Here is a 22,724-nt window from a genome sequence, read left to right on the forward strand (position 1 = left end):
AGGCCCGGCAATGACGAGTGTTGGTTCCTAATGCCGCTCCGCCTGTTTCTGACCTCCGGCGATCTCATGGCTGACCGCCGTTTCGAGTTCGCGCGCGACCTCCAGCTCAAGGGCGATCTGCCCGCCGCAGCCGACCTCCTGGAGCAGGCGATCGAGCTCGCACCGAATTTCACCTCGGCCTGGTTCACGCTCGGCGAGATCCGCCAGCAGCTCGGCGAGCGCGACAAGGCGATCGCGGCCTTCCGCAAGGCGCGGGACTCCGATCCTGAAGACCAGCACGGCGCCGGCCTGCATTTGATGCGGCTCGGCGACGCGCAAGTGGCGGAGATGCCGAAGGCCTATGTGCAGGCCCTGTTCGACCAGTACGCGCCGCGCTTCGAGCACGCGCTGATCAACGATCTCGGCTATCGCGCCCCCGCGCTGATCTTCAAGGCGGTGCTGGCCGCGCGCGTCGCCGCCAAGAAGCCGGCCTTCTTCAGGCGCACCATCGATCTCGGCTGCGGCACCGGCCTTGCGGCCGCCGCCTTCGCGAAGCAGGTCGACCATTTCATCGGCATCGATCTGTCGCCCGGCATGATCAAGGAGGCGCGCGCGACGCAGCTCTATGCGGAGCTCGAAGTCGCCGACATGATCGAGGGCCTGCGTACGAAGAGCGACGCGAGTGCGAACCTCGTGGTCGCGGCCGATGCGTTCGTCTATCTCTCCGATCTCGCCCCTGTTCTCACCGAGACAAAGCGCGTGCTCGTATCGGGCGGCGTGCTCGCCTTCACGCTGGAGACGCATGCGGGCGATGGCATCGTGCTTGGCGAAGGCCTGCGCTATGCCCATTCGGCGGAATATGTGCGCGGTGCCATCGCGAAAGCCGGGCTCAAGCTGCTGACACTCGAGCCGGCCTCGCCGCGCAACGAGAACAGCGAGCCGGTGCGCGGCCTCGTCGTCGTTGCCGAGAAAACTTGAGTCTAGGCGCTAACGCCCTCGCGATTTGAGCGTCATTGCGTCGCAAAGCTGCGACTTCTCACTTGCGAGCCGTGCTGCGTTCCCAGCACAATGCGCGCATCAGGGAGAAAACAACAATGACGAAAAATCCATCGCGGCGCGATTTCAGCGCCGCCGCGCTCGCCACCATCGCCGCATCGACATTGCCCGCGCCCTATGTCTGGGCCGCGGAGAAGAAATACGATGCCGGCGCCAGCGACACCGAGATCAAGATCGGCCAGACCGTGCCGCATTCCGGCCCAGGCTCGCTCTACGGCGTGCTCGGGCGCGTCGGCGAAGCCTATTTCCAGATGCTGAACGAGAAGGGCGGCATCAACGGGCGCAAGGTCAAGTTCCTCACCATGGACGATGCCTACAGCGCGCCGAAATGCGTCGAGGCGACGCGGCGCCTGGTCGAGCAGGAGGAGGTGCTGGCGCTCTACGGCTCGCTCGGCACCGCGCCGCAGACCGCCGTGCACAAATACCTGAACTCCAAGGGCGTGCCACAGCTGCTGCTCAACACCGGCGCGTCGAAGTGGAACAATCCGAAAGAGTTCAAATGGACGATGGCGGGTCTGCCGCTCTATCCGACCGAGGCGCGCATCTTGGCGCGGCACGTCGTCGCCGTGAAGCCGAATGCGAAGATCGGCATCCTCTACCAGAACGACGATTTCGGCCGCGACTTCCTCGGCCCCTTCAAGAAGGTGCTGGCGGACGCCGGCGGCACGGCGCAGGTGATCATGGAGCAGACCTACGATCTCACCGAGCCGACCGTCGATTCCCAGCTCATCAATCTCTCCAAGTCCGGCGCCGACGTCTTCTACAACATCTCGACCGGCAAGGCGTCGTCGCAGTCGATCCGCAAAGTCGCCGAGCTCGGCTGGAAGCCGCTGCAGCTGCTGTCTGCCGGCTCGACCGGCCGTTCGATCCTCAGCGCCGCGGGCCTCGAGAATGCCGCCGGCATCGTCGCCATCCGCTACAACAAGGAGGTCGGGCTGCCGAAATGGGAGAAGGATCCGGACGTGATGGCGTTCGAGGAGCTGCGCAAGAAGTACACGCCGGCGATCGACCCCGACAACACCATCGCCTTTGCCGGCTATGGCCAGGCGGTGACCATGGGCGAGATTTTGCGCCGCTGCGGCGACGACCTCACCCGCGCCAACGTCTTGAAGCAGGCCTCCACGCTCGCCGGCTTCCACTCGCCCTATTTCCTCGACGGCGTCACCTACAGCTACACGCCCGAGGACTACACGCCGATGAAGACGCTGTTCATCTCCACCTTCACCGGCAAGGACTGGGACATCTCCGACAAGCCGATGTCGGAGTAGGGTGACGCTCTCTCTTCCCCTCTCCCCGCTTGCGGGGAGAGGGCAGGGTGAGGGGGAGCCTCCGCGGGGACGGAGGCAGTTGCCCTTGCGGAGACTCCCCCTCACCCGGAATTCGCGCTGACGCGCAAATTCCGGCCTCTCCCCGCAGGCGGGGAGAGGCGAAGCAAGCCCCCCTCGACGAACCCACCCCCACGGCTTACCTCTTATGCCGTGCCGCCCCGCATCCTCAAAATCCCGGCCGAGCCGGCGACGCTGCTGCCCGACCGCTTCAACGCGTGGTTCGCGGCGCGCGGCTGGTCGCCGCGTGCGCATCAGCTGGCGCTGCTGGACAAGGCGCGCGAGGACCGTTCCGCGCTCTTGATCGCGCCGACCGGTGCCGGCAAGACGCTGGCGGGATTTCTGCCGACGCTGGTAGAGCTGTCGACGCCGGCGGTCGAACGCAACGCCGGCGTCAAGCAAAACCTCATCTCCACCGGCCGCAGCGTGCAACGCGCCGGCGGTCTCCACACCCTCTACATCTCGCCGCTCAAGGCGCTCGCCGTCGACATCGCGCGTAACCTCGAGCGTCCCGTTGCCGAGATGGGCTTGCCGATCAAGGTCGAGACCCGCACCGGCGACACGCCGGTATCGCGGCGCCAGCGCCAGCGACGCTATCCGCCTGATGTCCTGCTGACGACGCCTGAGCAGCTCGCGCTCTTGCTCTCCTCGGACGATGCGCCGTTCCTGTTCTCCTCCCTGAAGCGCATCGTGCTGGACGAGCTGCACGCGCTGGTGACCTCCAAGCGCGGTGATCTACTCTCGCTTGGACTCGCGCGCCTCTGGCGCCTCGCGCCGCAGATGCGCGCAATCGGCCTGTCGGCGACCGTGGCCGAGCCGGAGCAGCTCGCGCGCGTCCTGGTGCCGCAGCCCGACGGGAAGGAGGCGGCCGCCGACATCGTCGTCGCTGGCGGCGCGGCGCCGCCAGAGGTCGAGATGCTGGACACGCGCGAGCGGCTGCCCTGGGCCGGTCACAGCGCGCGCCACGCGCTCCCCGAGATCTACGAGCTGATCAAGGCGAACAGGACCACGCTCGTTTTCGTCAACACCCGCAGCCAGGCCGAGATGCTGTTCCAGAATCTCTGGAGCATGAACGACGACGGCCTTGCGATTGCGCTGCATCACGGCTCGCTCGACGTCGCCCAGCGCCGCAAGGTCGAGGACGCCATGTCGGCGGGACGCTTGCGCGGCGTCGTCTGCACCTCCTCGCTCGACCTCGGTGTCGACTGGGGCGACGTCGATCTCGTCGTCAATATCGGCGCGCCGAAGGGCTCCTCGCGCCTGATGCAGCGCATCGGCCGCGCCAACCACCGCCTCGACGAGGCCTCGCGCGCGGTGCTGGTGCCGGCCAACCGGTTCGAGGTGCTGGAATGCCGCGTCGCCATCGACGCCATCGCCGAGAATGCGCAGGACACGCCGCCGCTGCGCACCGGCGCGCTCGACGTGCTCGCGCAGCACGTGCTCGGCTGCGCCTGCGGCGAGCCGTTTTTCAGCGACGATCTCTACCGCGAAGTCCGCACCGCCGCGCCCTACGCAAGCCTCTCGCGGCAGGATTTCGACGACGTCGTCGATTTCGTCGCCTCGGGCGGCTACGCGCTGAAGACCTATGAGCGCTTCGCCCGCATCAAGCAGGACAAGGAGGGACGCTGGCGCGTTGCCAATCCCAAGGTGCGGCAGAGCTACCGCATGAATGTCGGCACCATCGTCGAGGACGACATGCTGAAGGTGCGCCTGGTGCGCTCGCGCGGCGGCGGTGATGGAAAGGCAGGTGGATCGACGGGCGTGATCGCGCGCGGCGGCCGGTTGCTCGGCGAGATCGAGGAAGCCTTCATCGAAGGCCTCAGCCCCGGCGACACCTTCGTGTTCAGCGGCGAGGTGGTGCGCTACGAAACCCTGGTCGAGGACCAGGTCTATGTCTCGCGCGCGCATGACAAGGACCCGAAAGTGCCGTCCTACATGGGCGGCAAGTTTCCGCTCTCGACCTATCTTGCCGAGCGCGTGCGCCGTCTGCTCGACGACGGCCGCGCTTGGGGCGGCTTGCCCGAGCAGGTGCGCGACTGGCTGTCGCTGCAAAAGGACGTCTCGCGCGTGCCCGCGGTGCGCGAGCTGCTGGTTGAGAGCTTTCCGCGCGCCAACAAGCATTATCTCGTCTGCTATCCCTTCGAGGGGCGGCTCGCGCACCAGACGCTGGGCATGCTGCTGACGCGGCGGCTGGAGCGCGCACGCGCGCGGCCGCTCGGCTTCGTCGCCAATGAATATGCGGTGGCGATCTGGGGGCTCGGCGATCTCTCCTTCATGATCCGCGACGGCAGGATCGACCTCAACGCGCTGTTCGACCCCGACATGCTCGGCGACGATCTCGAAGCCTGGCTCGCCGAATCCGCTCTGATGAAGCGCACGTTCCGCAACTGCGCGATCATCTCCGGCCTGATCGCGCGCCGTCACACCGGCGAAGAGAAAAGCCGCCGCCAGGTGCTGTTCTCGACCGACCTCGTCTACGACGTCTTGCGAAAACACCAGGCCGATCACGTCCTGCTCCGCGCCGCGCGCGCCGATGCCGCCACCGGCCTGCTCGATCTGCGCCGCCTCGGCGACATGCTCGCCCGTATCCACGGCCGCATCACCCATCGGGAACTCGATCATGTCTCGCCACTCGCCGTCCCCGTGATGCTGGAAATCGGCCGCGAGTCAGTTTATGGCGAAGCTGCAGACGAACTTTTGGCGGAAGCCGCCGACGAGCTCGTCAAAGAGGCGATGGATAGAAGCGGGTAAGACGTGACGGCAGGCGCGCTGGTTTCAGGGGATGACGAGGACATGCGCGTTTCCAAGGTCACCATCAGCGATGTGACGTTCGCGGCCGATCTCTCCGGCGCGCTGTTCTGGGAGGAGCAGCGCCTGCTCGTCGTCTCCGACCTGCATCTGGAAAAAGGTTCGAGCTTCGCGACGCGCGGCGTGCTGCTGCCGCCCTACGATACCATCGCGACACTTGGCCGGCTCGCTGCTGTCATCTCCCGCCATGATCCGCGAACCGTCATCGCGCTCGGCGACAGCTTTCACGACCGCACCGCGCATGAGCGCCTGTCGGCCGAGGACCGCGACGCAGTGGCCGCACTTCAGGCCGGCCGCGACTGGATCTGGATCTCGGGCAATCACGATCCGATGCTGCCGCGGGATCTCGGCGGCACCATTGCCGACGAAGTCGCGATCGGCCCGATCACCTTCCGTCACGAGCCGACCGGCGCGCATGGCGAGATTGCCGGCCATCTGCATCCCAAGGCCCGCATCTCCGCGCGCGGAAGGTCGATGGAGCGCCGCTGCTTTGCCAGCGACGGCATGCGCGCCGTGATGCCCGCCTTCGGCGCCTATGCCGGCGGCCTCAGCATCCGCGACGCCGCGTTCGCAAGGATCTTTCCGAAGAACGGCTTCGTCGCACACCTGCTCGGCGACCGCCGCGTCCACGCCATCGCCGCGTCGCGGTGTTATTGAGACGTTCACTTCGTAGGGTGGGTTAGCCTTGCGGCGGCGCGGAGCGCCGTCCGCTGGCGTAACCCACCATGCTTCCGCGCACGCGGGACGAAGTTGGTGGGTTACGCCGAGCAGATGCACTTCGTGCATCTGCGGGGCTAACCTACCCTACGCATCGCGTCACGCCGCCTTCGCCTGCACGTTCTCGCAGAACTCCGCCAGCCGGTCCGCGAGCCGCAGCGTCGCGGGGCTCGCATGAGGCGAGGCCATCAGCGCCACTTCCGTCCTGTTGATCGGCGCAAAGCCGTCTTTCGCGGTCAGCACGCGGTGATCGGACTGGATCGACATCTCCGACAGGATGCTCAGCCCCATGCCGGCGGCGACCGCGGCCTGGATGCCGGCGAGGCTCGATGACGAATAGGCCATGTGCCAGGCGCGGCCCGCGGTCTCCAGCGCGTGAATGGCGCCGGCGCGGTAGAGGCAGCCGGTCGGAAAGCCGATCAGCGGCACCGAGGAGGTGTCGACGTCGACCGGGTGGCTCTTGCTGGTGACCCAATGCACCCGCTCCGGCCACACCGCGATCGCGCCCTTCTCGCCGGCCGCACGCTTGTAGAGCGCGAGATCGAGCTCGCCGCGCTCGAGATCGCGAGCGAGGTTCTTGCTCTGGTCGGCGCGCACGTCGAGGCGCAGGCCAGGGTGCGAGCGCGAGAACGTCCCCAGCAGCTTCGCCAGCCGGTACGCGGCAAAGTCCTCGGGGATGCCGAGCCGGATCGCGCCTTCGCCGTCCGGCTGGCGCAGCACGTCGCGCGCCTCTTCCGCAAGCGACAGCAGCCGCCGCGCATAAGACAGCAGCCGCTCGCCGGCCTCGGTGGGGCGCACGTCCTTGCCGTCGCGATGCAGCAGCACCTGGCCGACGTCCTCCTCCAGCCGCTTGATCTGCTGGCTGACGGTCGATTGCGTGCGGTGGACGCGTTCGCCGGCGCGAGTGAAGCCGCCGGCCTCGACCACGGAGACGAAGCTGCGCAGAAGCTCCAGATCGAGCATCTCTGCCTCCATTTGAAAATCCACTGACTGGAAGTTAATCATTTAATTTCCAAATGACAAGCGGCGTCCCTAGATCGAGGGCCAGAAGAAAAAACATCCGAGAATGCCTTCATGTCCCTCGCCACCTCGCTTCCCGCACCCCGCAGCCGCTTCAACACGCTGCCGCTCGCCATCGGCCTGTTCTGCCTGCTCTGGAGCTATGCCTTCGTCGCCGGCAAGATCGGGGTCACCCATTGCCCGCCGCTGATCCTGCTGGCCGCGCGCTTCTCGCTCGCCGGCATTTTGATCCTGGGTGCAACGCTCATGCGCGGCGAGGCCTGGTCGCTGTCCTGGCGCGATGTCGCGATCTTCGCCGCGCTCGGCATCGCCAACAACGCGCTCTATCTCGGGCTCGGCTACACCGGCCTGCAATCGGTCTCCGCCGGTCTCGGCGGCCTGATCGTCTCGGCCAATCCGGTGTTCACGGCGGCCCTCGCCACGCTGCTGCTTGGCGAAGGCATGACCTGGCGCAAGGCGGCCGGCCTGCTGCTCGGCGTCATCGGCGTGACGGCGATCGTCTGGCACCGTCTGTCGGTCGGCACCGACTCCGCTCACGGCATCGTCTTCACGCTGGCCTCGCTCGCCTCCATCGTCGCCGGCACGATTCTGTTTAAGCTGCTGGCGCCGAAGGGATCCCTGTGGATCGGCAACGGCGTGCAGAACCTCGCTGCCGGCATCGTGCTGACGCCGGTCGCGCTCACCTTCGCCGACGTCCGCGCGATCGAATTCACGCCGAGCCTGATCGGGGCCTTTGCCTTCCTCGTGCTCGGCGGCTCGATCCTCGCCTACTGGCTCTGGTTTCATCTCTTGAAAGTCTGCGGCGCCACCGCCGCCAGCGCCTATCATTTCCTGATGCCGCCGCTCGGCATGCTGTTCGCGTACATCGTGCTCGGCGAGCACGTCGAGGCGCGAGACCTGCTCGGCATCATCCCGGTCGCGCTCGGCATCTATCTGGTGACGCGGCCGGCGAAGGCGGGGGCGTAAGGCGTGCAAAAATTTCTCAACGTCGTCCTGGCGAAAGCCAGGACCCATTACCCCAGGGAGCAGTTTGGCGCGTAGTGGTAACCCCGAGTCCCCGCAATCACGATGGCCGGTGGTTATGGGTCCTGGCTTTCGCCAGGACGACGTGGAGAGATTGTCGTGCGCCTTCGCAATGACGGAGTACGCAGCTAGTCCTTCCTGAACACAATCGACGCCATCCACCCCGTCATCAGCGCCATCGCCGCGGTGGCGAGGCCGTAGATCAGGCCGTTCTGCCGCGCCGTCGTCGCGACGAACTGCTCGAAGCCGACCTTGACGATCTCGAAGGCGGTCTCGGTCTTGGTGACCAGCGCGCCGTTCGCGAATAGCTTGATCTCGATCTCATAGGTGCCGATCGGCACCTCCGCCGGCAACGGAATGCCGGTGCGGAACACTGTCGGCGTCAGGAACGTCACCGCGCTCGGGTCTTCGCGATAGAGCCCGCGCTCGGTGCGCAGGCGGATGAAGGCCGAGCGGAACGCATCGTTCGGCACCACGTCGGCAAAGTCGCCGCTGACCCGCTGCGTCAGCAGCACGTTGTTGAGCCCGATCTGCTGCCGCCGCGCGATCTCGGGCGAGGTGATGGCGTCGAAGGGACGGTTGGCGAACAGCGCCAGATAGCTCGGCACCTGCAGGAATTGCCGGTAATCGGTGTTGATCCAGATCCCGAATTTGCGCTCCTTGCGCCGCGTCACCATGTCGGCGCGCGGGCCGATCACTGTGACCACGAGGTCGTAGGCGGTGCGGTCGGCGGGCGTCGTCGCATCCTTCTCGACCGAGCCGAACAGCACCAGCTCCTCGCCGGAATAATTCGGCGTCACCGTGACGCGATGGTTGGAGACCGACACGATCAGCCGCTCGGCCTGCGCGGCGGAGCCGAGCAGCAGGACGAGAAGCGCTGCGAGGAGCGTGCGCATCATGTGCTCACCCCCACCTCACGGATGGTGAAGAGATCCTCAGGCCGGATCACCAGCTCGATGGCGAAGCGGACGCCGACCGAGAGGATCAGCAGGCCCAGCAGCAGCCGCAGCTGCTCGCCGCGAATCTTCTGGCCGGCACGTGCCCCGAACTGCGCCCCGGTGACGCCGCCGACCATCAGGATCAGCGCCAGCACGGCGTCGACCAGGTGATTGGTCACCGCGTGCAGCAGGGTCGCGACCAGCATGGTGACGAGGGTGAGGACCATCGAGGTCCCGATCACCGTCGAGGTCGGCACCCTGAGCAGATAGATCATGATCGGCACCAGGATGAAGCCGCCGCCGATGCCCATGATGGCGCCGATGAAGCCGATCATGGTGCCGACGATCAGCACGGGGATCACCGAGAGATAGATTTTCGAGCGCTTGAACCGCATCTTCAGCGGCAGGCCGTGGATCCAGTTGTGCGTGCGCCGCGGCGGCACCGCGCCGCGCCGGGTCCGCATCAGGGCGCGCAGGCCCTCGGAGAACATCAGGCTGCCGACGGTGGTGAGCAGCACGACATAGGACAGCGCGATCATCAGATCGAGCTGGCCGAGCGCGCGAAGCTGCGTGAAGGTCCACACGCCCAGTGCCGTCCCGGTCACGCCGCCGCATAAGAGGACGCTCGCCAGCGCCGGATCGATCGCGCGTCGTCGCCAGTAGGAGAGGGCGCCTGAAAACGAGGAGGCCGCGATGTGGCTCGCCACGGAAGCGACCGCGACCGCCGGCGTGATGCCGATGAAGATCAGGAGCGGCGTCATCAGGAAGCCGCCGCCGATGCCGAACATGCCCGAGACGAAGCCGACGGCCGCGCCCATCGCCAGCACCAGGAAGACGTTGACCGGAAGATCGGCGATCGGGAGATAAAGCTGCATCGAGCCTGGTCCGGCGGACGATCAAAGACTGCGGAATGCTCGCGCAGGACGAGCGATTGCCGCGCTCCTCACATAGCCGAAAACGCCGCGCCGCGGGACAACGAATTGAACACGGCGCGGCGTTTTTCGCAACAAACCTGTGCTCTGAGAATGCCCATCCTTGTGCTCCTTTGTGGCACCCGAAACTGGCGATTGCCGCCATCGAAAGGGGCCGAAACGTTGATGCAGATCAACAGCCGAGCATCGTCAGCCCGGGACGATAACCGAGATAGAGAACGCAGCCTGATCCGCATCGTCCTGACGAAAAGGCCGGGTGACAAGATGAACGAGAATGTCGTCGCTCTTCTCAACCCCATCAAAACGATCAGGGCGCACAAGATCCTGAGTGTCGCGTTTTTGGCTCTCGCGCTGACGTTGATAGCGGTCGTCAACTCATTTCGGTTTTCACCAGATCCGAGCGGAGATGCAAGTTTCATCAACCGCGCCCAGCAGAAGTCCGTACCGGGAATCAAGGTGAGTGCGAGCGCACTCGGAGCGGATGAGAGCGAAAGGAGCTTTGGTGAAAATCTGGCCGGCTACAACATTCAACCCGTCTGGCTGTCGATCGAGAACGAGACCGATGAGGCATTGGCGCTTCTCCCGGTCACCATGGATCCCGATTATTATTCTGCCTATGAGGTCTCCTACAGATTCCACGGCGCTCTGTCATGGTTCGCCAACCGCGCCCGTGACGAATTCTTTCTCAAGCGCCAGATGCCGAGCGACCTTGCGCCGCACAGCAAGACGACAGGCTTCGTCTACGGGGTTCTGGATGCCGGCATCAAATATGCGCACATCATGATCGTCGGGAAGAGCCGCGTGGAGAGCTTCGACCTTGCGCTGTCGGTTCCAGGGCCGCCATTTGTCGGCACCAATATTCGGGCCGAGAAAGTCTATCCCGGCACGAAGATCGAGGAACTCGATCTTTCGTCATTGCGGGAGAGATTTGCAAACTTCGCCTGCTGTACTAAAGGGCCTGAGGGGAAACGTGATGGTGATCCGCTCAATCTCGTCATCATCGAAAGCAAGCAAGACCCCATCGTCCCTCTTATTGCCCGCGGATGGCACCTTGCCAGACAGCTCGATTTTGCAAGCGCGATCGAGACCGCGCGCGCTTTCCTGCTTCGAGATCCGTATCAGACGTCGCCCGTGAGCCCGCTTTATGTGTTCGGCCGCAGGGAAGACGTCGTCGTTCAGAAAGCCCGGTCCACCATCAATGAGCGCATTCACGCCCGTTTTTGGCTGACGCCGTACACCTTCGATAATCGAAGGGTGTGGGTCGGCCATGTGAGCCGGGATATTGGTGTCCGCCTGACCGATCAGACGTGGAATTTGACCACGCACAAGATTGCGCCCGACGTCGATTTCGATCGGGCCTATTTTCTTCAGGATCTAATCATGTCCGGATTCAGCGAGCGATTCGGTTACGTCAATGGTGTCGGAGCCGCACCACCATCCGCACCGCGTGCAAATCTGACAGGCGACCCCTATTACACCGATGGATTGCGCGCGGTCATATTCCTGTCGAATCAAATAACGCCGCTCGGCAAGATCGACAGGCTTGCCTGGGAAACGCCGCCGTAGTGCGAGGGACCCTGTTCGCGGAGCGCTATCGCATCGCGCTTCAGTGCGCCGCTGAGGCCGAGCGCTTGGCCGCCACCGGCTTCGGCGCCGGCTTTGCGGTCGCCTGCGGCGCGCTGTCCCAGCCGCCGTTCGGGGCGGGGACGTTGACCGCATCATCAGGCTGCGGCTCGGCGCTGAAAGTCTGGATCGCGAGCTTGGCGGCGGCGAGCGATTGCGGGTCGAGGCGCTTGGCGACATCGTCACGCTTGCCGGCGGCATCCGCATCGCCCTGCGCAGCCGCGAGGCTGAACCATTTGTAGGACTCGGCGAGGTTCTGCTCGACGCCGATGCCGCGGGCATAGAGGATGCCGAGGTTGAACTGACTGTCGGCGACGCCGCGATCGGCAGCTTTCCGGAACCACTGCGCCGCGCTCTTGTAATTGGCGCCGCGTCCGCCGCCATCGGCATCGAGCACCGCGAGATTGTGCATCGCCTTGGCGTTGCCGCGCTCGGCGGCCTGGGTGTAGTAGCGGCGCGCGATGTCGGCGTCCTTCTTCACGCCAAGGCCCTTCTCATAGAGCGTGCCGAGGCGGAAGGTCGCGGGCACAACGCCGGCCTGCGCCGCGCGGTCGTACCACTTCGCCGCTTCATCGTAATTGGTGGCGACGCCCTTGCCTTCCGCAAAGCGCACGCCGATCTCGTAGGCCGCGGTCGCATCGCCCTTCATCGCAGCGGTGCGCAGGCTAGGGCCGCCGATGCCGTCAGGCAGCTTCTCGCTCGGCGGCACCTGGATGAGGCCGAGCCGGGCGCGGCTGCTGCCGGACAGCGCGCCGGTGACGTCGCTGCTCGCAGCAGGCGGCGGCACTGCTGCGGCAGGCGCCTGCGGGATTTCAACCGAGGCCGAGCTGCCGGAATTGGGAGTGGGCGCCGGCGCGGCATTGTTCTGCGATTGCCGCCCGATCGGCGTCGGCGAGGTCATCGACGGCGTGATCTGCTCGGGCGCGGTTGGCTTGATCTCGACCGGCGGCGGTGGTGCGGCCTGCGGTGCTGGCTGGCTCGGAATATCCTGCATCGCCTGCGGCGCCGGCGGCGCGCTGCCGCCTTCGAGCAGGTTCATCGCCATCTTGAAGGTGCCGAGCACGATCACGACCACGCTCGCGCCGACCAGCAGCGAGCGGATCTTCGAGGTGATGGTCGAGCCGCCTTCCTGGGCCTTGTCCTTGGCGCGGGCGATCGCGGCCTTGGCGCCACGGGCCGGCTTCTCGGGCGGCTGCGCGGCGGCAGCCTGGGCCGCGCGGCGCGCGGCGGCGATGAAGCTCGACGACGACACCGGCTCTTTCGGTGCGGCGGGAATTTCGCTGATCGCGCTTTCGGACGCCGCAATGCGCTCCGACGGCGTGGCGACGCGGCCGCCCGGCCGTGTGCCCGGCTCGAGCGGATGATCCGGAGGCAATTCCGGCGCGATCGCGGCGCGCGCGGGCGCCGTATGCGGCTCCAGGATCTCGCTGATCGCGCGCGGCGGAACAGGCGGCGGCATCGGCGGCGGCGCTGCGGGGGCAGCGGCATGGAATTCGCGCGGCGCGGCGACGAAGGCAGAATGCGCCGTGTGTGCGGCGGCGGGATTGGGCAGCTCCGGCTTCGGATCGTATTTCGGCGGCTGTGCCTGCTGCTGTGGCTCACGCGCCACCGGCGCGGGCTCCATCGGCGCGGCGATCGGCATCGGGTGCGGCGCAGGGGCCGGCGGCGCGGTGCGCACCGCGCGCAGATCGCCCTCGATCATGGAGAGGCGATCCACGACATGGCCCAGCGCGCTGTGCACGGCGTCGAGCGAGTCCTGGGTGCTGCGGTTGGTCTCGGCCTGGCTGAAGCGGATGTCGGAGAGCTCGCGCTTGACGAGATCGACCACGCCTGAATCGACCGGCGGCGCCGAGTTGCGGCTTTCGGCGAGGGCCGAATAGGTCGCCTGCTGCCGCTCCAAGTGCCTGAGGATGTCGTGCAGCCCGTCCTCGACGCGGCTCAAATTGCCGTTGCGCGGATCGGCGGCGGCCTCGATCCGCTCCAGGAGATACGAGACCCGCTGTTCGAGATGCGCGAAGGTCGAGGCGGAATCGTTGCCGACCTGCATGCGGTCGAAGCGGTCCGACAGCGCGCGGATCGCGGCTTCCAGATGCTCGGTGCTTTCGGGCGGCTGCGGCCGCTCGCGGGTTTCGAGCGCTGCGGTGAGCGCGGCAATGCGCTGCTCCAGCACCGCGAAGCTGTCGCTGTGCCCGGACGAACGGGTGATCTGGTCGACCTTGGACGACAGCAGCTGCACGTCCTCGGACAGCCGGGCCAGCGCCTCGTTGGAGGCGACATTGGAGACGATGCCGCGCAGTGCCGCGATCGCGCCTTCGAGCTGGCGCACCGTCGTGGGATCGTCATTGGCGCGCAGGATCAGATCGAGCTTGGCGCCGAGATTGCGGATCGCTTCGTCATAGCCGGTGAGCTGCTCGGCCGGCGTCAGCGTGCGCAGCACCTGCTTGATGTCGGACAGCGCGCGCTCGATGCCGGAGAGAACCTGGCCGTCGGTGCCGTTGGAGCGGGTCTCGTCGATGCGCCGATGCAGCGAGCGGATCTCGTTCTCGATCGATTCGATCGCGCGCCGCGGCATCGCCTCGGTGATGGCGGTGCGAATTTCCGCAAGCTCGCTGCGGAAGGCATTGATGGCCTGCTCGGTATTGTCAGGACGCTGCAGCGCTTCGATCTGGCTCGTGATCTTGAGCAGGTGGCGCTCGAGCGACGAGAAATCGGGCCCCGGCTGCGGTGGCGGCGGAGCATAGGCAGGCGCGGGCGGCGCCATTGGTGCCATGGTCGGCGCGTACGGTGCTGCGGGTGCAATCGAGGGCGCGGCGCGCGGCGGCATCTGCCGGGGCGTAAAGCCGTCGAGCTCGCTCTGGCGCGCGGTGATCTCGGCGACCGCAACGTCGAACGACGCGGGGCTCAGGGGTGGTGAGCTGCGATAGACCTGTGTGGCTGCGCGCTCGACTGCATCGGCCTGACGCTGACGCGCTTCAACCGGTGACGGCGCTGGTGCCGGCCGCGGCGCCTGCGGCTGCTGCGGACGGGAGATTTGCGACAGCCGCGCGTCGAGCCGCGAGATCGCGTCGTTGAGCTGGCGCGCGACGCCATGCTCGCGCGAGACATCTCTTTCACGAGAAGAGTCCTGGCGCGGGGCGGGCTTTGAAATCCGTTCGATCTGCTGGGTGATCGCGTCGAGCCGCTGGTGGATGTCGGCGACTTCGCGGCTCTCCTGGCTCGGCATGTGTTGCGGACGTTGATCCTGACGCTGATCGTAAGGTCCGCGAAAGTTCGGCGGCGCAGTCTCGCCGAGCGTGGAGTTGAGCCAATCGTTGAGTGACATGCCCGCACGACGCGCAGCAGCTTCGGCCCGCTCCCTCACGGATGGATCGATGCCATCAACACTCCACGATACGCGCGAATTCATGACTCTGTCCGGTTCCGACTCCGGCGCCCCACCCGGCGCCTCCAGCCTCCCCACGCGTGCCGGTTGCAAAGACAATCGAATTTGGCGCGGGTCGTCTGCCTCGAAAACCGACTTTTTCCTGTTACGGTAAATAACGGGTTAAGGAATGCGGCGCGGGTGTCTTAAAGTTGGGCGGCGGGAACCTTCATCGGTGTCATGTCCCGCGAAGGTGCGTAGCCCGGATGGAGCGCAGCGCAATCCGGGGTCAGCGGTGCTCGGGGCGAAGACCCCGGATTACGCTGCGCTCCATCCGGGCTACAGACCAGCGCCCCCTCAGCCCTTCCCCTCGCGCTTGCCATCCTCGATCGGCACCACCGCGGCCTTGCCGCTCATCGTCGACAGCGCCGCGAGCGCCTCCTCGCAAAAATCGGCCACCATCTGCTCGTGGCGGGCCCCTAAGCGGAGCAGGAGCAGGTTGCCGAGGTCGAGCCGGCCTTCCGCCGTGCCGTCCGGAAAACGCTTCTTCAGGATGCGCTCGTAATTGGCGTGGCGGTCGCGGTGGTGCTCCAGGCGGGCCATCAGGTCGGTGCGCAGCGGCTCGATGTCGATGCTGTCGAGCGCATGGAGGCGAACCAGCAGGTCGTCCTTGGTCGAGGCCGGCGTGCTTGGCCGCGCGGCCCAGTGCCGCAGCGCTGTTCTACCTTCGGGCGTGAGCGTATAAACCAGCTTGTTCGGCTTGCCTGTCTGCACGACCTCGCGGCCCTGGATGTAGCCGCGGTCGCGCAGCTTGGAGAGCTCGCGGTAGATCTGCTGGTGGTCGGCCTTCCAGAAGAAGCCGATCGAGGAATCGAACGTCTTGGCGAGCTCGTAGCCCGTCATCGGACGTTCTGTCAGGCATGCGAGGATTGCGTCGCCCAGCGCCATGACCGGCCTCCTGTTCTCGATCTCTGACCAATCTGCTTGACTTTATGCGCATCGGCGCATATGCGTCAATGTGCATATGAGGCTCAAGGATGGGGCCAAAGACCCCACCCGAAAACCCAGCGAAATCAAGCTGGGCGCTACTGTGCATGGGGTTGTTTTCGCGTTTTTTTGCCAAGGCTCCTGGAAAGCCCTTTAGGGAGGCACCCGAGAATGACCGGCCTCGATTCCTGGTACGCCTACATGAAGTCCCATGACCGCACCGCGCTCTGGAACCTGCTGCATCCTGACGCCGTGTTCGAAAGCCCCGTCGTGCATTCGCCGCAGCGCGGCCGCGACATCACCTTCAAATACCTCTCCAGCGCCGAGAAGGTGCTCGGCGGTCCCGGCTTCACCTATGTCGGCGAGTGGAAGAGCGCTGACGGCGCCGTGCTCGAATTCAAGAACGTGATCGACGGCATCGAGATCAACGGTGTCGACATCATCACCTTCGATACCGAGGGACGCATCACGCATTTCAAGGTGATGGTGCGTCCGCTCAAGGCGATCAACATGCTGCACCGCCTGATGGCGGAGCAGCTTGCCGCCGCCCAATCATAAGCCCAACATCATCACTTCAAGGCCCAATGACTTCAAGGCCAATGCCGGGAGAACGCCATGCCGATCTATAAAGCCCCTGTCGAAGACGTGAACTTCCTGCTCAACGACGTCTTCCAGATCGACCGTTACGACAATCTGGCGGGCTTCTCCGATGCATCGAGCGACGTGCGCGAGGCGATCCTCGGCGAGGCCGCCAAGCTCGCCGAAGAGGTGCTGCAGCCGCTGAACCGCGTCGGCGATCTCGAAGGCTGCAAGCGCACGGACGACGGCAGCGTCACCACGCCGAAGGGTTTCAAGGACGCGTTCAAGCAGGTCGCCGAAGGCGGCTGGCTCGGTCTGTCGGCGCCGACCGAGTTCGGCGGCCAGGGCCTGCCGGTGACGCTCTCGCAAGCCGTCAACGAATTCCAGATCTCCGCCAACATGGCGTTCTCGATGTATGGCGGCCTCACCATGGGTGCGACCGCGGCACTTCTCGTGCACGGCACGCCCGAGCAGAAGCAGACCTACGTGCCGAAGATGGTGGCGGGCGAATGGACCGGCACCATGAACCTCACCGAGCCGCATTGCGGCACCGATCTCGGCATGCTCCGCACCAAGGCGGTGCGGCAGGCCGACGGCAGCTTCAAGATCACGGGCACCAAGATCTTCATCTCGGCCGGTGAGCACGACCTCGCGCCCAACATTATCCATCTCGTGCTCGCCCGCATCGAGGGCGCACCCGCCGGCATCAAGGGCGTGTCGCTGTTCGTGGTGCCGAAATTCCTGGTGAACGCCGACGGTTCGGTTGGCGCGCGCAATGGCGTCGTCTGCGGCTCGATCGAGCACAAGATGGGCATCCACGGCAATTCCACCTGCGTGATGAACTACGACCAGGCCACCGGCTGGCTGATCGGCGAAGAGAACAAGGGCATGCAGGGCATGTTCGTGATGATGAACGAGGCTCGGCTCGGCGTCGCCGTGCAGGGCCTCGCGCAGTCCGAGGTCGCCTATCAGAACGCGGTCGCCTATGCCCGCGAGCGCATCCAGGGCCGCGCGCTCACCGGCGCCAAGGCGCCGGACAAGGCGGCCGATCCGATCATCGTGCATCCCGACGTGCGCCGCACGCTGCTCTCGATCCGCGGCTTCAACGAGGCCGCGCGCGCCTTCGTGATGTGGACCGCGCTGAAGAGCGACGTCGCCCATCGCTCCGAAGACCCCAAGGACCGCCAGGCCGCCGACGACCACATGGGCCTGATGACGCCGGTGCTGAAGGGCTTCCTCACCGAGTACGGTTTTGCCAACGCGGTGCAGGCGCAGCAGATGTATGGCGGCCACGGCTACATCGCCGAGCAGGGCATGGAGCAGTTCGTGCGCGATGCGCGCATTGCCATGATCTATGAAGGCGCCAACGGCATCCAGGCGCTCGACCTCGTCGGCCGCAAGCTGCCGCGCGACGGCGGCCGCGCCATCATGGCCTTCTTCGGCGAGGTCATGGCCTTCGCCAAGGAGAACGGCGGCGACGAGGCGATGAAGCCCTTCATCACCCCGCTCTCGACCTCGCTCGGCCATCTGCAGCAGGCCACCACCTGGCTGATGCAGAACGCGATGATGAAGCCGGATAATGCCGGTGCAGCCGCGACCGACTACATGCATCTCTTCGGCTTCGTCGCGCTCGGCTACATGTGGGCGAAGATGGCCAAGGTCACGCAGGCGAAGATTGCCGAGAGCGGGGCGACGCCCTATCTCTCCACGAAACTCGTCACCGGCCGCTTCTTCATGGAGCGGATGCTGCCGGAGACCGCGGCCAATCTCGCGCGCATCCAGTCCGGCTGCGCCACCATCATGGAATTGCCGGCGGAAGCGTTCTGAGGCCCGCTCCCGCCGCCGTTTCCCAATAGCTTTCAAACATCACATCAGGAGGGCGTCATGCCTGAGGCATTCATCTACGATCACGTCCGCACCCCCCGTGGCCGCGGCAAAGCGGACGGCGCGCTGCACGAAGTGACCGCGCTCGCGCTCGCTAGCGTGCCGCTGAAGGCGCTGAAGGACCGCAACAACCTGCCGGAAGACTCGGTCGACGACGTCGTGCTCGGCGTGGTCGATCCCGTCGGCGAAGCCGGTTCCGACATCGCGCGCTTTGCCGCGCTGAAGGCCGGTCTCGGCGAAGCCGTGCCCGGCGTGCAGATCAGCCGCTTCTGCGCCTCCGGCCTCGACGCCGTGAACTTTGCTGCCGCGCAAGTGATGAGCGGCCAGCATGAGCTGGTGATCGGCGGCGGCGCCGAATCCATGAGCCGCGTCGGCATCGGCGCCTCCGGCGGCGCCTGGCCGATGGACCCCTCGATGGCCGTGCCGGCCTATTTCATGCCGCAGGGCGTTTCGGCCGATCTGATCGCGACCAAGTATGGCTTCTCGCGCGACGACGTCGACGCCTACGCGGTGCAGAGCCAGCAGCGCGCCGCCAAGGCCTGGGACGAGGGCCGCTTCAACAAGTCGGTCGTGCCGGTGAAGGACATCAACGGCCTCACCATCCTCGCCAAGGACGAGCACATGCGTCCTTCGACGACGATGCAGTCGCTGGCACAGCTGCAGCCGTCGTTCACGATGATGGCGCAGATGGGCGGCTTCGACGGTGTCGCGATCCAGTCGCACCCGGAGATCGAGCGCGTCAATTACGTGCACCACGCCGGCAACTCCTCCGGCATCGTCGACGGCGCCGGTGCCGTGCTGCTCGGCAGCAAGGAGGCGGGTGCCAAGTATGGCATGAAGCCGCGCGCAAAAATCCGCGCCTTCGCCAACATCGGCTCGGAGCCTGCGATGATGCTGACCGGTCCGGTCGACGTCACCGAAAAGCTGTTCGCGCGCTCCGGCATGAAGAAGTCGGACATCGACCTGTTCGAGCTCAACGAGGCCTTCGCCTCCGTGGTGCTGCGCTACATCCAGGCCTTCGACATCGACAATGCCAAGATCAACGTCAATGGCGGCGCCATCGCGCTCGGCCATCCGTTAGGGGCGACCGGCGCGATGATCCTCGGCACCGTGCTCGACGAGCTCGAGCGCACCAACAAGTCCACGGCCCTCGTCACGCTGTGCATCGGCGGCGGCATGGGCACCGCGACCATCATCGAGCGCGTCTAAGGGTAGGGAGCAACCAACATGACTTACAAGAACTTCAAGGTTGAGACCGATTCCGACGGCATCGCGCTCGTCACCTGGGACATCCCGGGCCGTTCGATGAACGTGCTCGACGAAACCTCGACCAATGAGCTCGACGCGATCGTCAAGGCAACCACGGCTGATGCCGCGGTGAAGGGCGTCGTCATCACCTCCGCCAAGGAAGCGTTCTGCGCCGGCGCCGACCTGTCCATGCTCGAAGGCATGAACCAGGCCTACGCAAAAGTCTTCAAGGAGCAGGGCGAGACCGCCGCGAACCAGATGCTGTTCGAGCAGAGCCGCCGCTTCTCGCAGGTGCTGCGCTCGATCGAGACATCAGGCAAGCCGTGGGCGGCCGCGATCAACGGCCTCGCGCTCGGCGGCGGCTTCGAGATCACGCTGTGCTGCCACTATCGCGTGGCGGCAGAAAATCCCAAGACCCGTCTCGGCCTGCCCGAGGTCAAGGTCGGCCTGTTTCCGGGCGCCGGCGGCACGCAGCGCGTGCCGCGCCTGGTGCCGCCGCAGGATGCGATGACCATCCTGCTCAAGGGCGATCCCGTCACGGTCGAGAAGGCCAAGGCGCTGAATTTGATTCACGCCATCGTTCCCGCCGCCGACCTCGTCAAGGCCGCGAAGGACTGGATCAAGGGCGGCGGCAAGGCCGTCGCGCCCTGGGATGAAAAGGGCTTCAAGCTCCCGGGCGGCCCGGTGTTCTCCAAGGCCGGCATGATGATGTTCCCGGCCGGCAATGCGATCTATCGTCGCGAGACCTACGACAATTATCCGGCCGCGCGCGCCATCATGAGCTGCGTCTATGAAGGCCTGCAACTGCCGATCGACGCCGCGCTGCGCGTCGAGTCGCGCTACTTCACCTCGGTGCTGCGCTCGAAGGAAGCGGCTGCGATGATCCGCAGCCTGTTCCTGTCGATGCAGGAGCTCAACAAGGGCGCGCGTCGTCCGAAGGATGTGCCCGCGACCAAGGTGAAGAAGATCGCCGTGATCGGCGCCGGCTTCATGGGCGCCAGCGTCGGCTACGTCTCGGCCCGCGCCGGCCTCGACGTCGTCCTGATCGACCGCGACCAGGAAAGCGCCGACAAGGGCAAAGCGCATGCGCAGAAGGTGATCGAGGACCAGATCAAGAAGGGGCGCGCCAAGCCTGATGATGCGGAGAAGCTGCTCGCGCGCATCACGCCGACCGCCGACTATGCGGCGCTGAAGGACGTCGACCTCGTGATCGAGGCCGTGTTCGAGGACCGCAAGGTCAAGGCCGAGACCTTCGCCAAGGCGCAGCAATATCTGAAGCCGGACGTGATCTTCGCGTCGAACACCTCGACGCTGCCGATCACCTCGCTGGCCGAGAGCTTCAAGGACCAGGGCAAGTTCGTCGGCATCCACTTCTTCTCGCCGGTCGAGAAGATGATGCTGGTCGAGATCATCCTCGGCAAGAACACCGGCGATGTCGCGCTGGCGACCGCGCTCGACTATGTCCGTCAGATCGGCAAGACGCCGATCGTGGTCAACGACTCCAGAGGCTTCTTCGCCAATCGCTGCGTCGGCCGCTACGTCGCCGAAGGCAACGAGATGTTCCTGGAAGGCGTGCCGCCGGCGATGATCGAGAACTGCGCCAAGATGGCCGGCATGCCGGTCGGCCCGCTCTCGCTGTCCGACGAAGTCGCGCTCGATCTCGGCCTCAAGATCATGAAGGCGACCGAAGCCGATCTCGGCCCCAACGCCATCAATCCCGATCAGAAGAAGCTGATGGTGGAGATGGTCGAGAAGCAGGGCCGTCTCGGCCGCAAGAACAGCAAGGGCTTCTACGATTACCCCGAGAAGGGCAAGGGCCAGAAGAGCCTGTGGCCGGGTCTGTCCGCGCTGCAGCCGAAGCAGCTCGACCCCGATACACTCGACATCGAGGAGCTGAAGCAGCGCTTCCTGGTGGTGCAGGCGGTGGAAGCCGCGCGCACGGTTGAGGACAACGTCATCACCGACCCGCGCGAGGCGGATGTCGGCTCCATCCTCGGCTTCGGCTTCGCGCCGTTCACCGGCGGCACGCTGTCCTACATCGATTTCATGGGCACGAAGAAGTTCGTCGAGCTCTGCCACAAGCTCGAGGCGAAGTACGGCTCGCGCTTCACCCCGCCGAAGCTGCTTGAGGAGATGGCGGCGAAGGGGGAAACCTTCTACGGGCGGTTCGCGCCGAAGAAGGCGGCAGCTGCCTGATCGTTTGACTTCGTAGCCCGGATGGAGCGTAGCGAAATCCGGGTCAATCTCGCCGCATGCAAAGATCCCGGATTGCGCTTCACTCCATCCGGGCTACGCGACAACGACAAGGGCTGGATCACTGATCCGGCCCTTTTGCTTTTGCGCATCCTCACGGTTGCATCCAATTTGTTCCAGGTTGTGGAACCGCTCACAGATTCCGGATAGGAACCGTGCCAGAGTCTCCGCTGCCGCGGCGTCGCGCAATTGTCATAGGCGCGCCAAAGCGGCGCCGTTCTTTTGCTCGGCCCTGGCACTAGTCTTGCTGCGGGTCAGGGTCACGAATTGCGTTGGGACACTTGCCGATCCCCATCGGCAAGCCGAAGACGAAAACGAAAGTTGTCCTTGATGAACTCCCTGGTGCTGCGGAAGACCGCGCTCGATCGCGATCTTGCCGCAAAATATGCTGTTGCGACCGCAACCCACCCTCTCTCATCGCAGCAGAAGCCGGCGCGCCTGCGCCGCAAGGGCCCGGCGCTCTGGGCCGCGCTGGCGCTACTTGTGCTGGCGGCGGATTTTTTGCTGGCCTATCTCGCCTGGCTCGCCATCGACCTCGTCATGGGGTGAGACCGCGCGAGCGTGCAGCAGATACGATGCCCCGAGATAGGCGAGCTGGGAGGCGACAAGGCAGACGGCAATGACAATCACGCCCCCCACCATCCCGAAATCGTACACGCGAAGAACGATCGCCGAGACAACTGCAATCAACGGCGAGATCACGACCAGCGCCCAGATACGGAAAACGCGACCTGTCGCTATTCCCACCAGCGCGCTTGCAACGATCAGGACGATGGCAATCGTCAACTTAAACTCCGATGAGAGTGCAAATATTCGTCAATCAATGCCTCAAACTCGCCCGCTTTGCGCGTGGTGACAAGACAGCACCACTTACATTTGGCGAACAGTCGTTCATAAGTCTAATCAAGGTACGATGATCCGCGGAGGAGATGGATCCGTGCGGCGCCGTGATGCAGCAACAAGAAGGGCCGGATCGTCCGACCCGGCCCTT

17 protein-coding genes are annotated in these 22,724 nt (G+C 65.5%); 11 read left to right on the top strand and 6 right to left on the bottom strand.

Annotation, left to right across the window (positions count from 1 at the left end; translation table 11 throughout):
* Positions 1 to 30: 30 nt before the first annotated feature.
* The 4 genes from JQ592_RS09560 to pdeM all read left to right on the top strand — a co-directional run bounded on the left by JQ592_RS09560 (position 31) and on the right by pdeM (position 5,825).
* Complete coding sequence (locus JQ592_RS09560; RefSeq protein WP_211402627.1) at positions 31 to 957, top strand: class I SAM-dependent DNA methyltransferase; 927 nt, start codon at positions 31 to 33, stop codon at positions 955 to 957.
* Positions 958 to 1,073: 116 nt separating this feature from the next.
* A complete protein-coding gene (locus JQ592_RS09565) occupies positions 1,074 to 2,303 on the top strand; it encodes an ABC transporter substrate-binding protein (protein ID WP_211402628.1) in 1,230 nt (409 codons plus the stop codon).
* A gap of 210 nt (positions 2,304 to 2,513) precedes the next feature.
* Complete coding sequence (locus JQ592_RS09570; RefSeq protein ID WP_211402629.1) at positions 2,514 to 5,111, top strand: ligase-associated DNA damage response DEXH box helicase; 2,598 nt, start codon at positions 2,514 to 2,516, stop codon at positions 5,109 to 5,111.
* Between the two features lie 42 nt (positions 5,112 to 5,153).
* On the top strand, positions 5,154 to 5,825 hold the full coding sequence (gene pdeM, locus JQ592_RS09575; RefSeq protein WP_211402630.1) for a ligase-associated DNA damage response endonuclease PdeM: 672 nt from the start codon (positions 5,154 to 5,156) through the stop codon (positions 5,823 to 5,825).
* 159 nt (positions 5,826 to 5,984) lie between these two features.
* Here the strand turns inward: pdeM and JQ592_RS09580 are convergent, their stop codons facing one another.
* On the bottom strand, positions 5,985 to 6,848 hold the full coding sequence (locus JQ592_RS09580; protein WP_211402937.1) for a LysR family transcriptional regulator: 864 nt from the start codon (positions 6,846 to 6,848) through the stop codon (positions 5,985 to 5,987).
* Between the two features lie 111 nt (positions 6,849 to 6,959).
* Between JQ592_RS09580 and JQ592_RS09585 the strand changes: the two genes are divergently transcribed.
* Positions 6,960 to 7,871, top strand: a complete 912-nt coding sequence (locus JQ592_RS09585) for a DMT family transporter (protein ID WP_211402631.1) — start codon at positions 6,960 to 6,962, stop codon at positions 7,869 to 7,871.
* A gap of 185 nt (positions 7,872 to 8,056) precedes the next feature.
* On the opposite strand, the gene JQ592_RS09590 is transcribed toward JQ592_RS09585, so the two are convergent.
* Positions 8,057 to 8,827, bottom strand: a complete 771-nt coding sequence (locus tag JQ592_RS09590) for a TIGR02186 family protein (protein ID WP_211402632.1) — start codon at positions 8,825 to 8,827, stop codon at positions 8,057 to 8,059.
* Positions 8,824 to 9,741 carry a sulfite exporter TauE/SafE family protein gene (locus JQ592_RS09595; protein ID WP_211402633.1) on the bottom strand — a complete coding sequence of 306 codons (918 nt, stop codon included), beginning with the start codon at positions 9,739 to 9,741 and terminating at the stop codon, positions 8,824 to 8,826. The genes JQ592_RS09590 and JQ592_RS09595 overlap by 4 nt, the downstream gene beginning before the upstream one ends.
* Before the next feature lie 222 nt (positions 9,742 to 9,963).
* Between JQ592_RS09595 and JQ592_RS09600 the strand changes: the two genes are divergently transcribed.
* Positions 9,964 to 11,364 (top strand): LssY C-terminal domain-containing protein, encoded by a 1,401-nt coding sequence (locus JQ592_RS09600; protein WP_211402634.1) that lies wholly within the window; start codon positions 9,964 to 9,966, stop codon positions 11,362 to 11,364.
* A gap of 40 nt (positions 11,365 to 11,404) precedes the next feature.
* Here JQ592_RS09600 and JQ592_RS09605 read toward each other — a convergent pair whose 3' ends face one another.
* Entirely contained in the window at positions 11,405 to 14,827 is a 3,423-nt protein-coding gene (locus tag JQ592_RS09605; RefSeq protein ID WP_211402635.1) for a tetratricopeptide repeat protein, read from the bottom strand.
* Positions 14,828 to 15,139: 312 nt separating this feature from the next.
* Positions 15,140 to 15,730: a PadR family transcriptional regulator gene (locus JQ592_RS09610; RefSeq protein ID WP_211402636.1), complete on the bottom strand. Its 591-nt coding sequence runs from the start codon at positions 15,728 to 15,730 to the stop codon at positions 15,140 to 15,142.
* A gap of 210 nt (positions 15,731 to 15,940) precedes the next feature.
* Here JQ592_RS09610 and JQ592_RS09615 point away from each other — a divergent pair, with 210 nt between their 5' ends.
* From JQ592_RS09615 to JQ592_RS09635, 5 genes are all read left to right on the top strand, one after another.
* Complete coding sequence (locus JQ592_RS09615; RefSeq protein ID WP_211402637.1) at positions 15,941 to 16,327, top strand: nuclear transport factor 2 family protein; 387 nt, start codon at positions 15,941 to 15,943, stop codon at positions 16,325 to 16,327.
* A 57-nt stretch (positions 16,328 to 16,384) separates the two neighbouring features.
* Complete coding sequence (locus tag JQ592_RS09620; protein ID WP_211402638.1) at positions 16,385 to 18,175, top strand: acyl-CoA dehydrogenase C-terminal domain-containing protein; 1,791 nt, start codon at positions 16,385 to 16,387, stop codon at positions 18,173 to 18,175.
* 57 nt (positions 18,176 to 18,232) lie between these two features.
* Positions 18,233 to 19,441, top strand: a complete 1,209-nt coding sequence (locus JQ592_RS09625) for an acetyl-CoA C-acetyltransferase (RefSeq protein ID WP_211402639.1) — start codon at positions 18,233 to 18,235, stop codon at positions 19,439 to 19,441.
* Positions 19,442 to 19,459: 18 nt separating this feature from the next.
* On the top strand, positions 19,460 to 21,676 hold the full coding sequence (locus tag JQ592_RS09630; protein WP_211402640.1) for an FAD-dependent oxidoreductase: 2,217 nt from the start codon (positions 19,460 to 19,462) through the stop codon (positions 21,674 to 21,676).
* 387 nt (positions 21,677 to 22,063) lie between these two features.
* Positions 22,064 to 22,282 (top strand): hypothetical protein, encoded by a 219-nt coding sequence (locus tag JQ592_RS09635; RefSeq protein WP_211402938.1) that lies wholly within the window; start codon positions 22,064 to 22,066, stop codon positions 22,280 to 22,282.
* Here the strand turns inward: JQ592_RS09635 and JQ592_RS09640 are convergent.
* Positions 22,211 to 22,519 (bottom strand): hypothetical protein, encoded by a 309-nt coding sequence (locus JQ592_RS09640; RefSeq protein ID WP_211402641.1) that lies wholly within the window; start codon positions 22,517 to 22,519, stop codon positions 22,211 to 22,213. The genes JQ592_RS09635 and JQ592_RS09640 overlap by 72 nt on opposite strands.
* Positions 22,520 to 22,724 lie beyond the last annotated feature (205 nt).

This window comes from Bradyrhizobium iriomotense, from assembly GCF_018129405.1.
Classification (GTDB): Bacteria; Pseudomonadota; Alphaproteobacteria; order Rhizobiales; family Xanthobacteraceae; genus Bradyrhizobium; species Bradyrhizobium iriomotense_B.

What these genes read in the sequence shown, in the direction of transcription:
- JQ592_RS09565 (WP_211402628.1), top strand. Translation starts at nt 1,074, where the DNA reads ATGACGAAAAATCCATCGCGGCGCGATTTCAGCGCCGCCGCGCTCGCC.
- JQ592_RS09600 (WP_211402634.1), top strand. Translation starts at nt 9,964, where the DNA reads ATGCAGATCAACAGCCGAGCATCGTCAGCCCGGGACGATAACCGAGAT.
- JQ592_RS09610 (WP_211402636.1), bottom strand. Translation starts at nt 15,730, where the DNA reads ATGGCGCTGGGCGACGCAATCCTCGCATGCCTGACAGAACGTCCGATG.
- pdeM (WP_211402630.1), top strand. Translation starts at nt 5,154, where the DNA reads ATGCGCGTTTCCAAGGTCACCATCAGCGATGTGACGTTCGCGGCCGAT.
- JQ592_RS09580 (WP_211402937.1), bottom strand. Translation starts at nt 6,848, where the DNA reads ATGCTCGATCTGGAGCTTCTGCGCAGCTTCGTCTCCGTGGTCGAGGCC.
- JQ592_RS09560 (WP_211402627.1), top strand. Translation starts at nt 31, where the DNA reads ATGCCGCTCCGCCTGTTTCTGACCTCCGGCGATCTCATGGCTGACCGC.
- JQ592_RS09630 (WP_211402640.1), top strand. Translation starts at nt 19,460, where the DNA reads ATGACTTACAAGAACTTCAAGGTTGAGACCGATTCCGACGGCATCGCG.
- JQ592_RS09625 (WP_211402639.1), top strand. Translation starts at nt 18,233, where the DNA reads ATGCCTGAGGCATTCATCTACGATCACGTCCGCACCCCCCGTGGCCGC.
- JQ592_RS09635 (WP_211402938.1), top strand. Translation starts at nt 22,064, where the DNA reads ATGAACTCCCTGGTGCTGCGGAAGACCGCGCTCGATCGCGATCTTGCC.
- JQ592_RS09585 (WP_211402631.1), top strand. Translation starts at nt 6,960, where the DNA reads ATGTCCCTCGCCACCTCGCTTCCCGCACCCCGCAGCCGCTTCAACACG.
- JQ592_RS09605 (WP_211402635.1), bottom strand. Translation starts at nt 14,827, where the DNA reads ATGAATTCGCGCGTATCGTGGAGTGTTGATGGCATCGATCCATCCGTG.
- JQ592_RS09615 (WP_211402637.1), top strand. Translation starts at nt 15,941, where the DNA reads ATGACCGGCCTCGATTCCTGGTACGCCTACATGAAGTCCCATGACCGC.
- JQ592_RS09595 (WP_211402633.1), bottom strand. Translation starts at nt 9,741, where the DNA reads ATGCAGCTTTATCTCCCGATCGCCGATCTTCCGGTCAACGTCTTCCTG.
- JQ592_RS09590 (WP_211402632.1), bottom strand. Translation starts at nt 8,827, where the DNA reads ATGATGCGCACGCTCCTCGCAGCGCTTCTCGTCCTGCTGCTCGGCTCC.
- JQ592_RS09620 (WP_211402638.1), top strand. Translation starts at nt 16,385, where the DNA reads ATGCCGATCTATAAAGCCCCTGTCGAAGACGTGAACTTCCTGCTCAAC.